This window comes from Paenarthrobacter sp. NPDC057981, assembly GCF_042886835.1.
Taxonomy (GTDB): Bacteria; Actinomycetota; Actinomycetes; order Actinomycetales; family Micrococcaceae; genus Arthrobacter.
This window is the reverse complement of the sequence record NZ_JBHVQI010000008.1, coordinates 1-15,606: the sequence shown is the minus strand read 5'-3', so window position 1 is coordinate 15,606 and position 15,606 is coordinate 1. Positions and strand designations below refer to the sequence as shown.

Here is a 15,606-nt window from a genome sequence, read left to right as displayed (position 1 = left end):
GGTCAGTACCTCACTCGGGGGTCGATGAGCGCGGCGATGATGTCCACGATGAAGTTGGTGACGGCCACGATGATGGCCAGCAGGACCACGATGCCCTGTACGGCAACGAAGTCGCGGGCGTTCAGGTACTGCACCATCTGGTAGCCCAGCCCCTTCCATTCGAAGGTTGTCTCCGTCAGCACCGCACCACCGAGCATGAGAGCAATTTGCAGGCCCATGACCGTGATGACGGGGATGAGTGCCGGCTTGTAGGCGTGCTTGGTCACGAGTCGGAACTCGCTCACGCCCCTGGACCTGCCGGCCTCGACGTAGTCCTTGCCGAGGGTGCCGATGACGTTGGTCCGGACCAGGCGCAGGAATACACCTGCTGTGAGGAGGCCCAGGGTCGCTGCGGGGAGGATGGCATGGGCAACAATGTCGCCGAAAGCGGTCATGTTGCCGCTGCGCAGGGCGTCCAGCCAGTAGATGCCCGACGGCGCTGCGAGGCTGCCCATGGCAAGTTCAGTCCGGGTGGACGCCCGGCCGGCGACAGGCAACCAGCCCAGCCAGGTGGAGAACGTGAGCTTCAGCAGGAGGCCCGAGAAGAACGGCGGGGTGGCGTAGCAAAGGATGGCAAAGAAACGCAGCGATGCATCCGCAGCTTTGTCGCGGCGGTAGGCGGCGATGAGGCCCAGAGGGATACCCACCATAAGGGCCACAACGACGGCGTTGAGGCTCAGTTCCAGGGTGGCCGCACCGAAGGTGGTGAAGACTTCGGTCACAGGCCGTCGGTCCGTAATGGTGGTGCCGAAGTTGCCGGTGATCAGCTGGCCAAGATATTCGAAATACTGCACCAGAACCGGCCGGTCATAACCGGCGTCGTGAATTCTTTGGGCGAGGACATCCGGGGGAAGCCGGCCGCCTTGTGCCGCCGTGATGGGGTCGCCGATGACCCTCATCAGGAAGAACACAAGCGTGACCAGGATGAAGACGGTGGGGATGATCAGGAAGAACCTGATCACGATGTACCTGCCGAGGCCTCCCCCGCCTTTGGATTTGCTCTTGGGAGCAAGTATCCCGGGCTCAGCCTCGGGTACTTCTATAACTGTTGTCATTGTTACCTGTATTTCCTGCCCATGGATTGCGCGGGCTTGGCTGATGTGTGCCGGCCACGATGGTGGTCAGCAAGGGAGGCGGGACACTGGATCAGTGGCCCGCCTCCCCCATCGCAGAGTCCGTGGTTACGTGGACATCTGTTACTTGGACACTGTTCCGAGACGGAACTTGAAGGACGGGTCCAGCGTCTTGTCGACGCCGTTCACGCCGCTTCCGACGACGGCCACCTGGGCGCCCTGAAGCAGGGGCAAGGTGGAGATGTCCTTGGCCAGCGCGTTCTGGACGTCCTTGATGTCCGATTCACGCTTGGTCTTGTCGGCTTCGGTCAGCTGCTTGGAGATGAGGTCGTTGACCGTCGGGTTGTTGTAGTGGTTCTTGAGGAAGCCGCCCTCGGGGAAGAACGGTGTGAGGTAGTTGTCGGCATCGCTGAAGTCCGGGAACCAACCAAACTGGAACACCGGGTACTCGTCCGCACGGCTTGCCTTGCTGTAGGTGACCCATTCGGTTGACTGCAGGTTCACCGTGAAGAGGCCGGACTTTTCCAGCTGCTCTTTGATCATGGCGTACTCGTCACCGGAGGATCCACCGTAGTGGTCCGGGTTGTACTGCAGGTTCAGGGCAACCTTGTCAGTGATTCCGGCATCAGAGAGAACCTTCTTGGCCTTGTCCACGCTCGGCTTGCCGGCATCACCGTAGGCGTCCTTGAAGGACTCATTGGCCCCGAGGAAGCCGTTGGGGACGTTGGAGTACAGGGGCAGGTACGTGCCCTTGTACACCTGGTCGGCGATGGCCTGGCGGTCCACGAGGTTGGCCACGGCCTGGCGGACTGCCAACGCCTTGGCCGGGTCCGCGCCCGCGGCCTTGGTTCCAAAGGGCATGGTGTCAAAGTTGAAGGTGATGTAGCGGATCTCGCCACCGGGACCGGTCAGCACCTTGACTTTGGAATCCTTGCGGAGGTCATCGATGTCCGTGGCACTCAGGCTGCGGAAGGCGACGTCGATGGCACCCTGCTGGATTTCCAGCTTCAGGTTGGTGGGGCTGGCGTAGTACTTGATGGTGGCGGCATCATTGGCAGGCTTTCCCAGAACGCCCTTGTAATCGGCGAAAGCCTTGAAGCTGATGAGCTCGTTCTTCTTGTAGCTGTCAATGGTGTACTGGCCGTAGAAGGCGTTCGCCTTGATGATCTCGTCATCGGAAAGGATCTTGTCTGCCGGGAAGACTTCGTCATCGACGATCGGGGCGGCAGGGCTGCTGAGGATCTGGCTGAACGTCTGGTCATTGGCGTTCTTGAGCTTGAACACCACGGTGGTGGCATCGGGGGCGCTGACGCTCTCGATGTTCGTCAGCAGGGATGCCGGACCGGCGGGGTCGTTGATGGCTACCTGGCGGTCAAAGGAGAACTTCACGTCCTTGGAATCAAGGGTGTGGCCGTTGGCCCATTTGAGCCCGGATTTGAGCTTGACCGTGTATTCGGAGGGGGCCGTGAACGACGACGATTCGGCAAGGTCCGGTACCGGTTCCGCGCTGCCGGGCTTGGAGTTGAGGAGGAACGAGTAGATCTGATTCATCACCATGAATGAACCGTTGTCGTAGGAGCCTGCCGGGTCCAACGACGTGACCTTGTCCGTTGTGCCGTAGGCAACGGGGCCTGCGGCAGCCGGAGCGGACGAGGATCCGCCGCCGGAGGGGCCCGTGCATGCCGTTAAGGCGATTGCGGAGATGCCCGCCAGCGCGATAACGCCATGCAGGGCCTTCTTGTTCAGTGCCATCTGGTGAACCTTCTGTTCGATGGATTAGGTGCTCCGCCGTGGGATATTTGTGACGGAGCACACTCTTAGTGCCTCGATTCAACCAGACTTCGAAGCCCCCGAACCCCCAATTCGGTGATTTGAGACACAAAATTTACTTTCCAGTAGCTTCCCTTGGGGAGTGCAGGAGCATTGCCGGAAGGGTGCGTCGGGAATATGGTGTATTCCGGGTGCTCAACCGCTGGAACACACGTCGAAAGTCAGGCTCATGGACAAGGCAGCCCTGTGTGTGGGGATCAACAAATTCAAGTACCTTCCACAGTCCAGTTGGCTCCAAGGCTGCGTTAACGATGCCGAGGACCTGGCGGCCCTGCTCGGGGACAGCTACGGTTTCCCGGCGTCGCAGATCACCGTGTTGAGGGATGCCAAGGCCACCAAGAAGGCAGTTCTGGCCGAAATCAATTCCTTGGTGGACGCTGCTGTTGCCGGCACTGTCCAACAGCTCGTCTTCACCTTCTCAAGCCACGGCACACAGGTTCCCGACACCAACGGGGACGAAGAGGACAGCCTCGATGAGGCGTTCGCCTGCTACGACATCAACAATTCCGGTGACGCTTGGGATGCCGGCACGGTCATTTCCGACGACGAATTGGCAGCGGTGTTCGCCCGGCTTCCCGATGGAGTCCTGATGGACGTGGTGCTTGATACCTGCCACAGCGGGACCGGTTTAAAGTCCCTGGACCTGATTCCAGGGCGCCGTCCGCGTTTCCTCCCGGCGCCAACGCCGCGAGCGGTCATGGCCCACGAGGACTTGGAAACACGAACATTGCGCGACCTGGTGAAAACAGCCAAGTTGTCGACTCCGGTCCTCATGGCCGCTTGCAGATCGGACCAAACCGCGGCCGATGCCCTGATGGATGGCCGCTACAACGGCGCGTTTACCTACAACCTGGTCAAGAGCCTGCGCAGTGATGGAACCCTGGGGCGCGCCGATATTCTCAAGCAAGTGAGCAAGGGGCTCAAGGCCGGCGGCTTCGACCAAGTAGCGCAGCTGGAGGCGTCAAGGACTGCCCGCAAGGCCGCCTGGGGAGCTTGAGTACATCCCGGCTAATCTCCCGTGCCATGGAATTTGTTGCGCACCCCCGATGAGGCAGCCTCTTCGGCTTCGTGGTGTTCATCCGAACCGAACAGCTGGCCCTGGCGGCCCCTGTCCATCACTGGCTTGAGCGCGGCGTAGACCAGGCGACCACCGGCGTCGAACCTCAACAGTCCTCCCCCGCGGACGTCAATGTAGTCCCTCCCGGTTTTCACCCCGAGGCGCACATACGCTTCCCTTCGGCTCATCCGCACAGTCTGGATGAAGGACGCTCCGATCTCGGAAATGATGAACCCGTCCGGCGAGACACGCTCGGAGGTGCGGACCCGGGTTGAGCTCAGTGGCGTGCGCCGCTCCAAGCGGGCCGCTTCCAGGAGCCGGGGGTTCTCCCAAACGAAGCGCTGCACTTCCTGGGGGTCCGATCCCAGCGCCGAGAGGCGGATGGGGTAGCGAAGGCCTTGGTAGTAGTCCACGCCGCTGATGTTGTTCAGTGAGACCCGGCGGATGCCAATGGCGGAAAACTCCTCTTGGAGAGTTTCGCGGTAGCCGTGGACGTCGTCGGGCACCATATCGAGGTCGGCAGCGATGATGCCCCTCAGGAGATCACGCCAGGAAACGTCCACTGGCGGCATGTAGGACAGTCCGCGGATCACCATCCTGAGGATCCTGGTAGCCACGATCGAGCCAGACTCAGCGAGCTGCTGCAAACTGCGGCCTTGCCCGTAACGGGCGTTCCGTTCGGACCATAAGCGTTGAACAGAGCGGAGCACCGCGCCTACCACCACGGCACCGCGCGCATGAGGCTCAGGCAACACTTGCCACCCCGCGGGCACGGCACCGACGAACGGTTCGCGCAACGGCCCGCGGGCGAAGAGGTCCCGGGCGAAATCGAAAAGGGAACGCATCAAGACGGCGTCATCGGTGGACTGCCCGGGCCCCGAGCCCTTGGCTGCGGCTTGGAGTTGGCGGTAGACGACATCCTTGGACGAGAACACAGAGAGGATTGCCACGATGTCGGCCAATGCCTCATGCATTGCCAGTTGTTCCATGGTGGCCATCTGGTCCGCCCACGCCGGTCGGTATCCATCCAGGATCGCGTGGGTCACCTCATGGGCAACGATGTCACGGTACAAGGCCGTGGGAACCTTGTACCCCATGCGGTCCACCGAACCGAAGCGGATGATGTTGGTTCCGCGCTCGTATCCGGTATCGGTGGCTGTCACGAGGTCTCGGGCTTTGAGCACTACCCGCCCCTCGGGATTCCACGGCATGCGCCGGCCGAGCGTGGATTCGAAGATGTCCAAGGTGCTCATGGCCACGCCGTAGACGTGTTGGGCCAGGAAACGGGTGTCGTCCAGGAGTTCGCGCAGTCCGGCGGGCGGAGGTTCGGAAATCAACTGCCAGGGATCGCCCGGCTGCGTCAGGGTTACTGGAGAGACAGTGGTGCCCCGCCATTTCCGGATGTGGATCGCGTAGCGGTGGCCGGTGGGACCGCGTCGCAACCGTTCCACTGGTATGCGGACCTGCGCCGTCAGGGGCAGTTCCCCGCCTGCGCCGATTGGGCCTTCAGCGAGGATCGTCACCGAGACCATCTGCCCGGCTTTGATGTCGCCCGGGCCCTTCTTTGGAAATGCCACAGTCATCGCCATCCCGAGTGCGGACCCCACACGCCGCAGCGGAAGCGCTGCTTAGCCCAGTATGGAGGGGGCAGATGACAGAGGCAATGGCTCCTAGAGGGCTGCTCGCTGAAGTGAGCGCGCGGCGTCGATGGTTGCCTGCCCCAAAACCCGGCTGCCCTGGTAGAGGACGACGGTCTGGCCGGGGGCCACACCGCGCAACGGATCCTTCAGGGTAACCACCAGCTGTGCCCGTTCCACGCCCGACTCGTCCTCGACGGCTTCGACGCGGGCGACTGCCGGGACGGGATCGCCGTGGGCACGGACCTGGGCGTGGCAATCGAATTCTTCACCGGTGGCAACTTCGGAGATGGGCAGACCGGCCCAGGAAACCTTGATGCCGCGGATCTCATCGATCGCCAGGAGTGATTCGGGACCCACGACCACTTTGTTTTCCTTCGGGCGGATCTCAAGGACGAACCGGGGCTTGCCATCGGCGGCAGGAGTTCCCAGCTTGAGGCCACGCCGCTGCCCCACAGTGAAGGCGTTGGCTCCCGGGTGCTCGCCGACCTTGGCGCCGGTCTCATCGACGATGTCGCCGGTGGTCATTTCGATCTTTTCTGCCAGCCAACCCCGGGTATCGCCGTCGGAGATGAAGCAGATGTCGTGGCTGTCAGGCTTGTTCGCCACTGACAGGCCACGCCGCTCGGCCTCTGCGCGGACCTCGGCCTTGGACGGCGTGTCCGCCAGCGGGAACATGGAGTGCTTGAGCTGCTCGTGGGTCAGGACGCCCAGAACGTAGCTCTGGTCCTTGGCCCAGTCGGCAGCGCGGTGCAGTTCAGGGTTACCGTCGGCGTCTTCGATCACCTTGGCGTAGTGCCCTGTGCAGACGGCGTCGAAGCCAAGCGCAATGGCCTTTTCGAGCAAGGCGGCAAACTTGATGCGCTCGTTGCAGCGCATGCAGGGGTTGGGCGTCCGTCCGGCGGCGTATTCGTCGATGAAGTCCTGGACGACGTCTTCCTTGAAGCGCTCGGAGAAGTCCCACACGTAATAGGGAATTCCGAGGACGTCGCAGGCACGCCACGCATCGCGGGAGTCCTCGATGGTGCAGCAACCCCGGCTTCCGGTGCGCAGGGTGCCCGGCATGCGGGACAGCGCGAGGTGGACCCCCACGACGTCGTGCCCGGCCTCGACGGCCCGGGCGGCGGCAACAGCGGAGTCCACTCCGCCGCTCATTGCTGCAAGTACTCGCATGCTGGCTTTCTGTAGGAAGGGATTGGCACCCATCGGCTGCTGATGGCCGCGGGTCGCCCATCCATTCTAGCGTGCAGTACCACGCCCGCGGGAAATCCCCTTGACGGACCCACCGAAGGCTTCTAAAGTCAAAGATATTGCTTTTAGAATCGAGTGGACATGGCACACGAAGCAATCGTCATTGTCGGCGGTGGACTGGCAGGCGCCACCGCGGCGAAGACCCTCCGGACCGAGGGTTACGCAGGAGCGCTCACGCTGCTGGCTGCCGAAGCGCGGACCCCCTACATCCGCCCTCCTCTCTCCAAGGAGTTCCTCCTCGGAAAAGCCGACGAAGAATCCGTGGAGGTGGTCCCCGGGGATTGGTACCGGGAGAACGACGTCGAACTCCTCCTTGGCGTCACGGCCACCGGATTCGATCCCGGCAGCCACACCGTCACGCTGGCCGACGACCGGACGCTTCAGTACGGCAAACTGCTGCTTGCCACGGGAGCCCAGCCCCGCAGGATTCCCCTGCCCGGGGCGGAGCTCGACGGTGTCACGACCTTCCGGACTTTCGAGGACAGCCTGAAACTGAGGTCTCTCCTGGCCGACGGGGGCCGCAAGGTGGTCATGGTCGGATCGGGCTGGATTGGCATGGAACTCGCGGCCGCTGCCCGCACCTATGGAAACGACGTGACGCTCCTCGGCCTCGAGGATATCCCGCTGGGTGCTGCCATCGGACCCGAGCTCGGCAACTACTTCCGGCAGGTGCACGAAGAACAGGGCGTCAGCTTCCGCCTGCCTGCGAGCGCGGCCGCCATCGAAGGCCGGGAGGGGCGGGCGACAGCGGTCCGTACCGATTCCGGCGAAACCCTGCCCGCCGACGTCGTGATCATCGCAGTGGGCGTTGTCCCGGATACGGCGCTCGCAGAGGCTGCCGGTCTGGAACTGCGCAACGGAATCCTGGTGGATGCGGGCCTGCGCACCAGCGCCCCGGATGTCTTGGCGGCAGGGGATGCAGCCAACGCTTTGCACCCCTTCACCGGCGAACACCATCGCAGCGAACACTGGGCCAATGCGCTCAACGGCGGAAAAGTGGCCGCCAAGTCCATGCTGGGGCAGGACGCTGTGTTGGATGTGGTGCCGTACTTCTACACGGACCAATTCACCGTCAGCATGGAGTATTCCGGCTACCCGTCTTTGGCGTCAGGCGCACCGCCAGTGATCCGCGGCTCCATGGAGGAGGGCAGCTTCATCGCCTTTTGGCTACAGCAAAACAGCGTAGTTGCCGGGATGAGCATCAATCAGCGGCGCGTCCAGAAACCCATCAAGGCGCTCATTTCCGGTCGCGTCGCCGTGGATGTCGGCCGCCTCACGGATCCTGACCTGCCTCTGGACGAACTGCTGCCAGAGGCCAACCAGCCCTAGCGGCAGGCTACGCGACACCCCGCCGGGCAACAGTTGCCGCCGTCTGGATGGAGGATTCATGCCCTGCCATACCGGCTTGCCGCGCCCTGGCACAGGCGTCCGGAAGCGCCTTCAGGAGGGCATCGACGTCAGCCTGGGTGGAAGTGTGCCCAAGAGTAAAGCGCTGGGCGCCACGGGCAGTGTCCTCATCAAGTCCCATCGCGAGCAGGACGTGCGATGGCCGCGGCACTCCCGCCGTACACGCCGAGCCGGTTGATGATTCGACGCCGGCCAGGTCCAGCACGAACAGCAGGGAGTCCCCTTCACAGCCGCCGAAGGTGAAGTGCGCGTTGCCGGGAAGCCGCCGCTCACCCCGGGCTCCCCGCAGCACAGCATCAGGAACCTCTTCAAGGACTCCACTGATCAGCTGTTCACGCAAGGCGGTCAGTCTTTCCCGCTCCTCGGGCAGCTTCGCAGTGACAGCTTCCGCGGCTGCCGCGAACGCTGCAACGGCAGGCGTATCCAACGTTCCGGAGCGGACATCCCGTTCCTGTCCGCCGCCGTGCTGGACGGGGGTCAGCTTGACCGCCCGGCCGAGGAAGAGCGCACCAACGCCCACGGGACCGCCGAGCTTGTGCCCGGAAACGGACATGGCAGCGAGGCCGGAGGCACGGAAATCGACAGGTACGGACCCGAAGGCCTGCACGGCATCGGAGTGGACCGGAATGCCGTGCGGCTTGGCCAGTTCCACGATCTCTGTCACGGGCTGGATTGTGCCGACCTCGTTGTTGGCCCACATCACTGTTATCAGGGCGATCGCCTCGGGATCGCGCGCAATCTCGGCTTCAACGACGTCGAGCCGGACAGCACCTTCGCTGTCCACCGGAAGCCAGGTGACGTCCGCGCCTTCGTGGCGCTCGAGCCATTCGACGGTGTCCATGACCGCATGATGCTCGACGGCGGAACAGAGTATCCGGTTCCGCCGTGGGTTTTCGTCGCGGCGGGCCCAGTAAAGACCCTTGACGGCCAGGTTGTCAGCTTCCGTTCCACCTGAAGTGAAGATGACCTCGGAGGGGTGGGCGCCTGCAGCGGCGGCCAGGGTTTCGCGGGCGTCCTCAACGGCACGCCGAGCGCGCCGGCCGGCGCCGTGCAGCGATGACGGGTTTCCGGTCTTGGCCAACTCGCGTGTCATGACGGCAAGCGCTGTGGCCGAGAGTGGCGTTGTAGCGGCGTGGTCAAGGTATACAGGCACCTTGCCATTCTACCGACGCCCGAGGTTCAGGACTCAGTGATCTCCTGCACAGCGCCGATCCGCGCACAGCAATGTCCCGCACCCGGGTCAGGCACCACGCAATCCTCCGGCAGCCCGGACGCCGAAGCCACGCCCGAGAGGAAAGCTCCGTTCATGGTGCAGATGACGTCCTCATGGTCTTGCGACAAACGGTGGAATGGACAGTTGCGCAGGCGGTATCCTCCCGAGTCATCTGCCGACGGCTCGTACCCGAGATCCCGCAATGCGCCAGGGAGGTCCCCGGGTTTTCCGGACTCCCGCCCCTTGCCACGGGCAACCTCAACCAAGGCCGTAGCCACCGGGATGCCCTCCGCTGTGGAGCGCGATATTGCCTCTGCCAGGAGGTGGCCGGCGAGGTCGTAGTTCCGTTCGGGGACGGAGGCGGCCACTTCCTGGACATCGGGGCTGTAGAGCTTCGCCGGCCGGCCTGAGCCGGGGCCGGCCTTGTGAGCGGGCTTCCTGAATTCCACCCTCAGGATGCCCTCCCGGACCAAGCGGTCCAGGTGGAAGGATGCCGTGCTGCGCGGAAGGTCCATGGCAGCCGCGGCCTCATCACGCCCCACAGGTTCCCCGGCCGCCAGGACGTATTCAAATAGCCGGCGGCGGTGTTCATCCCCCAATGCAGCCACTGCCGTAATTCGTCGGGTCCATGCAAGACCGGATGCGCTCATGCCCACAGGATATCTCTAAAATCAAGATTCATTGCTTTAGTAGATAACCAAGTTCTAAAATTATGGAACCTACTTTTAGAAGGGAAAGCCATGTACACAGCAGCAGCCCCAGCGCAGACTTCCACCCTGCAGGGACCTTCACGGCAGGCCTATACCCTGCTCAGGACAATGTTCACCGTAGCGCCGGTAGCGTTTGGCCTGGACAAGTTCACCAACGTCCTTACCGACTGGACCAACTATCTGGCCCCGCTGGCAACCACCGTTATCCCGGTCTCCGCTCAAACATTCATGTATGGGGTGGGAGTCGTAGAGATCATCGCCGGGATCACCGTAGCGCTACGGCCACGATGGGGTTCCCTGGTTGTGGCTGCATGGCTGCTGGGCATCATCGTCAATCTGCTGGTCTTGGGCTCCTACTACGACGTTGCCCTGCGGGACTTCGGCCTCCTGGTGGCCGCGCTGGCCCTGAACCGGCTGGCCACGGCACACGGGAAATAGCCTCGATCAGCGCCGGCGGTCCCACCTAGGAGGGCGGAATCACCGCGAGTTTCGCTTGGACATCAGCCCGGGCAGCGGCAAGGGCAGTGTCACTCGGGCAAGCCAAGGAAATATAGACCGAGGACGCGGGAGCACTGAACAGCCTGGCAAACACCACCACAGGCTTGCTGCCCGAAGCAGCGGAAGACTCCAGGGACAAGAACTCCACGCTGTGCCGGGGCTTGTCCGAGTCCTGGCCCCACGGCAATGAAGCCGGCTTCAGCGCCTCCACATCGATTCCCGTATTCAGGTAATGAAAGAGTGCCTTGGTAGATGCAGCATCATCACCTGTGACAACCAGCGGACCCTGATTTACGCTGACACGGGCAGCGAGGGAGCACCCGTCCGTTTTCCTGTACAGGATCTCGCCCTGTAAACCGGAGTGCACCAAGGACCAGCCCGGCACTTCTTCCAATTTGCCGGCTACTGTCACGGGATCGCCAGAAGCCAACGTGCCACCGGCCGCCAACGGCAGGTCCTTCGCAGCCACGGCGTCAGCATCATGCCCAGGCGTAATCGTTGGGGTGGAAAGAGTTGATTCCGACGGCGAGGGCTTGGGCGCCGTCGGGTCAGGAACGTTCACGCTGCAGGCAGCCAGCAAGACACCGACGGTTCCCAAGGCAGCGGCCCCTGCCAACCGCCGTCGAACACTGCACGCCACCTGCTACTCCCCACTTCGTGTTCTGCCGCCTGCCGGGACTGAGTCTAGCGGCACGCAACTGGACCTCGGGCCAGGCGAAGCACCTATGCGAGCACCCGAAGAGCCAGTGGCAGGACATCGACATCCACAGGAAGGGGTGCAATGCGTTCACCATCGGCGTAGGCCACCACGCCCTCCGCTTCCAACCGCACAGTGCGGACCCGTCGGATCTCTACCTCCGGCCTGCCGGTGTGCTTTCCCGCGAAGACCTTGGGAAAGATGGACAGGAACCTCAACCGCGACAACGGCTTCACCACAAACAGATCGAGCCACCCGTCATCCGGCGACGCGTCCGGGGTGATCCGCATGCCACCACCGATTGATTGCCCGTTCGCGACTGAAATCAGCAGCGCGCCCTGGTTCCACCGCAGGTCGTCGGCAACCACCGTGTATTCAGTACGCCGAAAAGAACCAAGCTCCCGCAGCGTCGCCAGGTTGTAACGGCTTTTCCCCCGCGGCCAACGCCACGAGTTGGCCCGCTCGTTCACAGCGGCATCGAATCCAGCTGACAGCACCCCTGCAAAGTGGCTGGTCCGCCCGGCCGCCCTGACCCTGCCGACGTCGATCCTCCGCCCGCCTGTGTCTAATGCGTCGAGAATCCGCTGACAGGCTTCAGCTGGCCTGTTCAACGGCAAAGCCAACAGCCTCGCAAAATCGTTGCCTGTCCCAGTGGGGATGATGCCAAGCGGTACCTGCAGTCCGGCGAGCGCATTCACACCCAAATGGACCATGCCGTCACCACCGACCACCACCAGCGCGTCCACCTCCGTACCGGCGGACAATGCCTCCCGCACCAGCACCTCAAGCGATACATAGTCATCAGTTTCAAGGACGACGACGACCCGGCCCACGGCGCGAAAATACGCGGCGGCCCTGTCCCCCACTCCCGAGGAACGGCCGAACGAGGCCGCAGGGTTGATGGCCAGCAGCATCTTGCCCTGCGGGTGGAGGGCCCGTGGATGTTCCGGAGGATTCACAGCCCGAATTATGCCAGTCGGGAACCACGTGCCCGGGTGCCTGCGTTCACATAGTGGCTGGATAAACTTACCAATACCGCCCTGATAGGGGCGGCCGTCATTTTAGAGAAGGGCCCGTGCTTGGCCGAGGGCAGCAGTTCGCACTATCAGGTTCTCCGTGTCGCCGTCACCGCGACGGACAAGGAGATCAAAGTGGCCTACCGCAAGGCTGCCCGGAAAGCACACCCCGATCATGGCGGCGAGGCCGAGATGTTCCGGCGCGTGACCCTCGCGTACGAGACACTCATCGACCCCCAGCGCCGGGCCGAATACGACCGCCGGTACGCCGCCGGAGCCACCGGACGCACCCAGGCGCGCCCAGGCGACTACACTGGAGCGGCCGCGCCGCCACCGTCAGCGACAACCAACGTCAAGCGACCGCAAACGCAACGCAACACCGCCGGGGATCCGCCGGTCTACGTTCCTGCTTTTGACGACCCCAACGAAGTGCCGCTGATCCCGAAGGCGGAGGCGGCCATGCAAGTCCATGGACTTCCCCGCAAACGCGGAATCTTCGGGGCCGAGGCCCGGATCCAACGCGAAATGCGCACAGTCCAACTCATCAGCCGCCAGATCCTTCCAGCCATACCGGCTGCCCGGCTGATCAACGGCCTGCGCTCGCCGTCGGACAACAACCACATCGACCACGCGGTCCTGTCCGGTTACAGGCTGGCTTTGGTCGGTTCCATGCTGCTGCCCAAGGGCGCGTACGCCTGGGATGGCCATTCGCTGCGCCATGGCGGCCGTTCGGTCGCTCCCCCGCAATTGGCCCACATTGTCCGCCACATGCAGGAGATCTTCCCGGAGCTGAACGTCACCGGCTGGGTAGTCCTGCACGGACCGGACGGCAACCTGCATGAACCCGTCATCGACCAGTACGGAAAGGGCAATGCCGGCGGCGCCGTTGAGATCGTTAATGGAGCCGGGCTTGTCCGGGGCTTGAAGCAATTCCTTAGTTCAGGGCCAGCGCCCAACACAGTGGTGGTCCCGGTGCTGGCACGGCTCCTTCGGGGTATGCACTAACTTCCGCGGTCCTGGTCGGAGGCCCAACACGCGGCTGACTAAGATGGGACAGTGTTCCGCATCCTTTTCCACACTCCAGAAATCCCGGGCAATACCGGCAACGCCATCCGCCTCGCCGCCATCACGGGCGCCGAGCTTCACCTGGTGGAGCCCCTTGGTTTCGATTTCTCCGACGCCAAGCTTCGCCGGGCCGGCCTTGACTATCACGACCTCGCCGTGGTGACGGTGCACAAAGACATCGAGGCTGCCTGGGAAGCCCTGCAACCGGAAAGGGTCTTTGCCTACACCTCCGACGGCGAGACGTCCTACACGGACGTCGAATACCGCCCAGGCGATGTCCTGATGTTCGGACCGGAATCCGTGGGCCTTCCCCAGTGGCTGAAGCAGGATCCGCACGTCACCGCACGCGTTCGCCTCCCCATGAGGCCATCCCTGCGCTCGCTCAACCTCGCAAATGCCGCTTCGATCGCAGTGTTCGAAGCCTGGCGGCAGAACGGGTTCGCCGGCGCCAAACTGTAACCCATCCACGGCGGCCGCAGCACCGAATGACTTATGCAGGGACAACCCCGCACAGGACATTCTTGGAGGGAGCCTCCGTGAGCGCGTTGCAGACAAGGGCCACGACAACACGCGGCCATTCCGCCGCGCTTGCGACCTCGCCCCACAGTGCTGACGGTTTCAAACGGGACAACATATGCTGGACAGTAATGGACACCCCCAACAACCCCGGCCCCCCGGTCTTCGAAGCCACCGGCACTGCCAGCGACCTCAACACGCAGTTGACCAGCCTGCTGGAACTCATGGCAGCAGGAGACCAGCAGGCGTTTGCCGAATTCTACGCCCTGACCTCCCGGCGCGTCTTTGGCATGGCCAGGCGCGTACTAATTGATCCGGATCTCAGTGAGGATGCCACCCAGGAGGTCTACATCCAGGTCTGGCAAGGCGCAGCAAACTTCGACCGCTCAGCGGGAACTCCCTTGGCTTGGCTCATGACCATTGCACATCGCCGGGCCATTGACCGCGTCCGGGCCGTGCAGGCAGCAACCGACCGGGAAGCCAAGTACGGTGCCGCGAGCCAGGACCTGGACCGGGACCTCGTGGCGGAGGAAGCAGATACCAACCTGGAGGCCGAGGCAGTGAGCCGTTGCCTCGGTACCCTGACGGAGACTCAGCGTGAATCCGTCCGCCTGGCCTACTACGGTGGCCTCACCTACCGTGAAGTGGCTGAACACCTTGGCGCCGCAGTCCCAACCATCAAGTCGCGCATCCGCGATGGCCTGCTGCGCCTGAAGACCTGCCTGGGGGTGGGCTGACATGACCGAAAACACCGGTGGAGGCTTCATCCGCAGAATGTTTGCCAACGACATCGCCACAGATCTGGCAGAGGGCCGGATCCTTGAGCTGGCAGAAATCTACGCCTTGGACGCGCTCAGTGACGAAGAACGCGCCTTGATCGACCATTACGTCAAGGACGCTCCTGAAGGTCCCGAATTCCTTGAGCGGGTGCGCGAGGCCCGCGAGACATTGGCCGTGAGCTTCACCGCCGCGGAGGAACCTCCGGCAGGCCTTTTCGACAACATCATGGAACGCATTGCCACGGAGACGGCCACCCCGGATGCAGCAGAATCGGCCGCCCCGGCGGCGGAGGCTGCCGCCGTCGACGAGCTCGCGGCGGCCAGCGCCAAACGCGCAGAGCGTCGGCAGTCCGGCGCGCGCCGCTGGATCATCGGCGCCGCAGCGGCAGCCGTCATTGCCCTTGGTGGCATTGGCGTGGGTGCCTACGTCGCGGAGCAGAACGATCCCGTCAACCAGGTTCTCCAGGCCCAGGACGTGCAGAAGCAGTCGGCCTCCGTCCCCGGCGGCGGCACTGCCACAATCTCCGCGTCCTCGGCCAAGGATTCGTTCGTGGTCCTGATGGACGGCGTTGCGCCCGCCCCGGAGGGTAAGGTCTACCAGCTGTGGACGCTGCCCAAGGACGGCTCAGCACCGGTTCCGCAAGGCACCATGGACGCCCAGACCCTGTCCAAACCGGCCGTGGTGAAGGGCTTGTCTTCGGCCTCGTCGGTAGCCATAACGGTTGAACCGGCAGGCGGATCGCGCGCCCCTACCAGCGCACCCGTCCTCGTGGTGGCGCTCAGCGCCTAAGCGGCAAGGATAAACGCACGACGGCGGC

General features: G+C 63.4%; 15 protein-coding genes. 7 read left to right on the top strand and 8 right to left on the bottom strand.

The features are described from left to right. Positions 1–2 precede the first annotated feature (2 nt). Positions 3–1,094, bottom strand: coding sequence for an ABC transporter permease (locus ACFVSI_RS09770; protein ID WP_387822522.1), 1,092 nt, complete (start codon positions 1,092–1,094; stop codon positions 3–5). Between the two features lie 141 nt (positions 1,095–1,235). Continuing rightward, on the bottom strand, positions 1,236–2,864 hold the full coding sequence (locus ACFVSI_RS09765) for an ABC transporter substrate-binding protein (RefSeq protein WP_387822520.1): 1,629 nt from the start codon (positions 2,862–2,864) through the stop codon (positions 1,236–1,238). A gap of 247 nt (positions 2,865–3,111) precedes the next feature. Here ACFVSI_RS09765 and ACFVSI_RS09760 point away from each other — a divergent pair, with 247 nt between their 5' ends. Next, positions 3,112–3,939: a caspase domain-containing protein gene (locus ACFVSI_RS09760; RefSeq protein ID WP_387822517.1), complete on the top strand. Its 828-nt coding sequence runs from the start codon at positions 3,112–3,114 to the stop codon at positions 3,937–3,939. A gap of 11 nt (positions 3,940–3,950) precedes the next feature. Here ACFVSI_RS09760 and ACFVSI_RS09755 read toward each other — a convergent pair whose 3' ends face one another. Together ACFVSI_RS09755 and mnmA are read right to left on the bottom strand one after the other, a co-directional pair. After that, positions 3,951–5,582, bottom strand: coding sequence for a hypothetical protein (locus tag ACFVSI_RS09755; RefSeq protein WP_387822514.1), 1,632 nt, complete (start codon positions 5,580–5,582; stop codon positions 3,951–3,953). An 87-nt stretch (positions 5,583–5,669) separates the two neighbouring features. Then, a complete protein-coding gene (gene mnmA / locus ACFVSI_RS09750) occupies positions 5,670–6,809 on the bottom strand; it encodes a tRNA 2-thiouridine(34) synthase MnmA (RefSeq protein ID WP_387822511.1) in 1,140 nt (379 codons plus the stop codon). Positions 6,810–6,968: 159 nt separating this feature from the next. On the opposite strand from mnmA, the gene ACFVSI_RS09745 reads away from it, so the two are divergent. Next, positions 6,969–8,216, top strand: coding sequence for an NAD(P)/FAD-dependent oxidoreductase (locus ACFVSI_RS09745; protein WP_387822508.1), 1,248 nt, complete (start codon positions 6,969–6,971; stop codon positions 8,214–8,216). A 7-nt stretch (positions 8,217–8,223) separates the two neighbouring features. Here ACFVSI_RS09745 and ACFVSI_RS09740 read toward each other — a convergent pair whose 3' ends face one another. After that, complete coding sequence (locus tag ACFVSI_RS09740) at positions 8,224–9,447, bottom strand: cysteine desulfurase family protein (protein WP_387822505.1); 1,224 nt, start codon at positions 9,445–9,447, stop codon at positions 8,224–8,226. A gap of 26 nt (positions 9,448–9,473) precedes the next feature. Continuing rightward, positions 9,474–10,157, bottom strand: a complete 684-nt coding sequence (locus ACFVSI_RS09735) for a helix-turn-helix transcriptional regulator (RefSeq protein ID WP_387822502.1) — start codon at positions 10,155–10,157, stop codon at positions 9,474–9,476. A gap of 90 nt (positions 10,158–10,247) precedes the next feature. Between ACFVSI_RS09735 and ACFVSI_RS09730 the strand changes: the two genes are divergently transcribed. Then, positions 10,248–10,655, top strand: a complete 408-nt coding sequence (locus ACFVSI_RS09730; RefSeq protein ID WP_387822499.1) for a hypothetical protein — start codon at positions 10,248–10,250, stop codon at positions 10,653–10,655. A gap of 25 nt (positions 10,656–10,680) precedes the next feature. Here the strand turns inward: ACFVSI_RS09730 and ACFVSI_RS09725 are convergent, their stop codons facing one another. Further along, positions 10,681–11,355 carry a hypothetical protein gene (locus tag ACFVSI_RS09725; RefSeq protein ID WP_387822497.1) on the bottom strand — a complete coding sequence of 225 codons (675 nt, stop codon included), beginning with the start codon at positions 11,353–11,355 and terminating at the stop codon, positions 10,681–10,683. A gap of 83 nt (positions 11,356–11,438) precedes the next feature. Then, complete coding sequence (locus tag ACFVSI_RS09720; protein ID WP_387822494.1) at positions 11,439–12,371, bottom strand: diacylglycerol/lipid kinase family protein; 933 nt, start codon at positions 12,369–12,371, stop codon at positions 11,439–11,441. A 120-nt stretch (positions 12,372–12,491) separates the two neighbouring features. Here ACFVSI_RS09720 and ACFVSI_RS09715 point away from each other — a divergent pair, with 120 nt between their 5' ends. From ACFVSI_RS09715 to ACFVSI_RS09700, 4 genes are all read left to right on the top strand, one after another. Beyond that, the gene (locus ACFVSI_RS09715; RefSeq protein ID WP_387822491.1) at positions 12,492–13,433 is read left to right on the top strand and encodes a J domain-containing protein; all 942 of its coding nucleotides are present in this window, start codon (positions 12,492–12,494) and stop codon (positions 13,431–13,433) included. A gap of 51 nt (positions 13,434–13,484) precedes the next feature. Beyond that, positions 13,485–13,952: a tRNA (cytidine(34)-2'-O)-methyltransferase gene (locus ACFVSI_RS09710; RefSeq protein ID WP_387822488.1), complete on the top strand. Its 468-nt coding sequence runs from the start codon at positions 13,485–13,487 to the stop codon at positions 13,950–13,952. A gap of 188 nt (positions 13,953–14,140) precedes the next feature. Then, the gene (gene sigK / locus ACFVSI_RS09705; RefSeq protein ID WP_387822485.1) at positions 14,141–14,746 is read left to right on the top strand and encodes an ECF RNA polymerase sigma factor SigK; all 606 of its coding nucleotides are present in this window, start codon (positions 14,141–14,143) and stop codon (positions 14,744–14,746) included. A gap of 1 nt (position 14,747) precedes the next feature. Then, positions 14,748–15,578, top strand: coding sequence for an anti-sigma factor domain-containing protein (locus tag ACFVSI_RS09700; RefSeq protein WP_387822483.1), 831 nt, complete (start codon positions 14,748–14,750; stop codon positions 15,576–15,578). Positions 15,579–15,606: the final 28 nt, after the last annotated feature.

Bases quoted from the DNA above. Each gene is read 5' to 3' on its own strand.
- ACFVSI_RS09760 (WP_387822517.1), top strand. From the start codon at position 3,112: ATGGACAAGGCAGCCCTGTGTGTGGGGATCAACAAATTCAAGTACCTT.
- mnmA (WP_387822511.1), bottom strand. From the start codon at position 6,809: ATGCGAGTACTTGCAGCAATGAGCGGCGGAGTGGACTCCGCTGTTGCC.
- ACFVSI_RS09755 (WP_387822514.1), bottom strand. From the start codon at position 5,582: ATGACTGTGGCATTTCCAAAGAAGGGCCCGGGCGACATCAAAGCCGGG.
- ACFVSI_RS09735 (WP_387822502.1), bottom strand. From the start codon at position 10,157: ATGAGCGCATCCGGTCTTGCATGGACCCGACGAATTACGGCAGTGGCT.
- ACFVSI_RS09745 (WP_387822508.1), top strand. From the start codon at position 6,969: ATGGCACACGAAGCAATCGTCATTGTCGGCGGTGGACTGGCAGGCGCC.
- ACFVSI_RS09765 (WP_387822520.1), bottom strand. From the start codon at position 2,864: ATGGCACTGAACAAGAAGGCCCTGCATGGCGTTATCGCGCTGGCGGGC.
- ACFVSI_RS09730 (WP_387822499.1), top strand. From the start codon at position 10,248: ATGTACACAGCAGCAGCCCCAGCGCAGACTTCCACCCTGCAGGGACCT.
- sigK (WP_387822485.1), top strand. From the start codon at position 14,141: ATGGACACCCCCAACAACCCCGGCCCCCCGGTCTTCGAAGCCACCGGC.
- ACFVSI_RS09770 (WP_387822522.1), bottom strand. From the start codon at position 1,094: ATGACAACAGTTATAGAAGTACCCGAGGCTGAGCCCGGGATACTTGCT.
- ACFVSI_RS09700 (WP_387822483.1), top strand. From the start codon at position 14,748: ATGACCGAAAACACCGGTGGAGGCTTCATCCGCAGAATGTTTGCCAAC.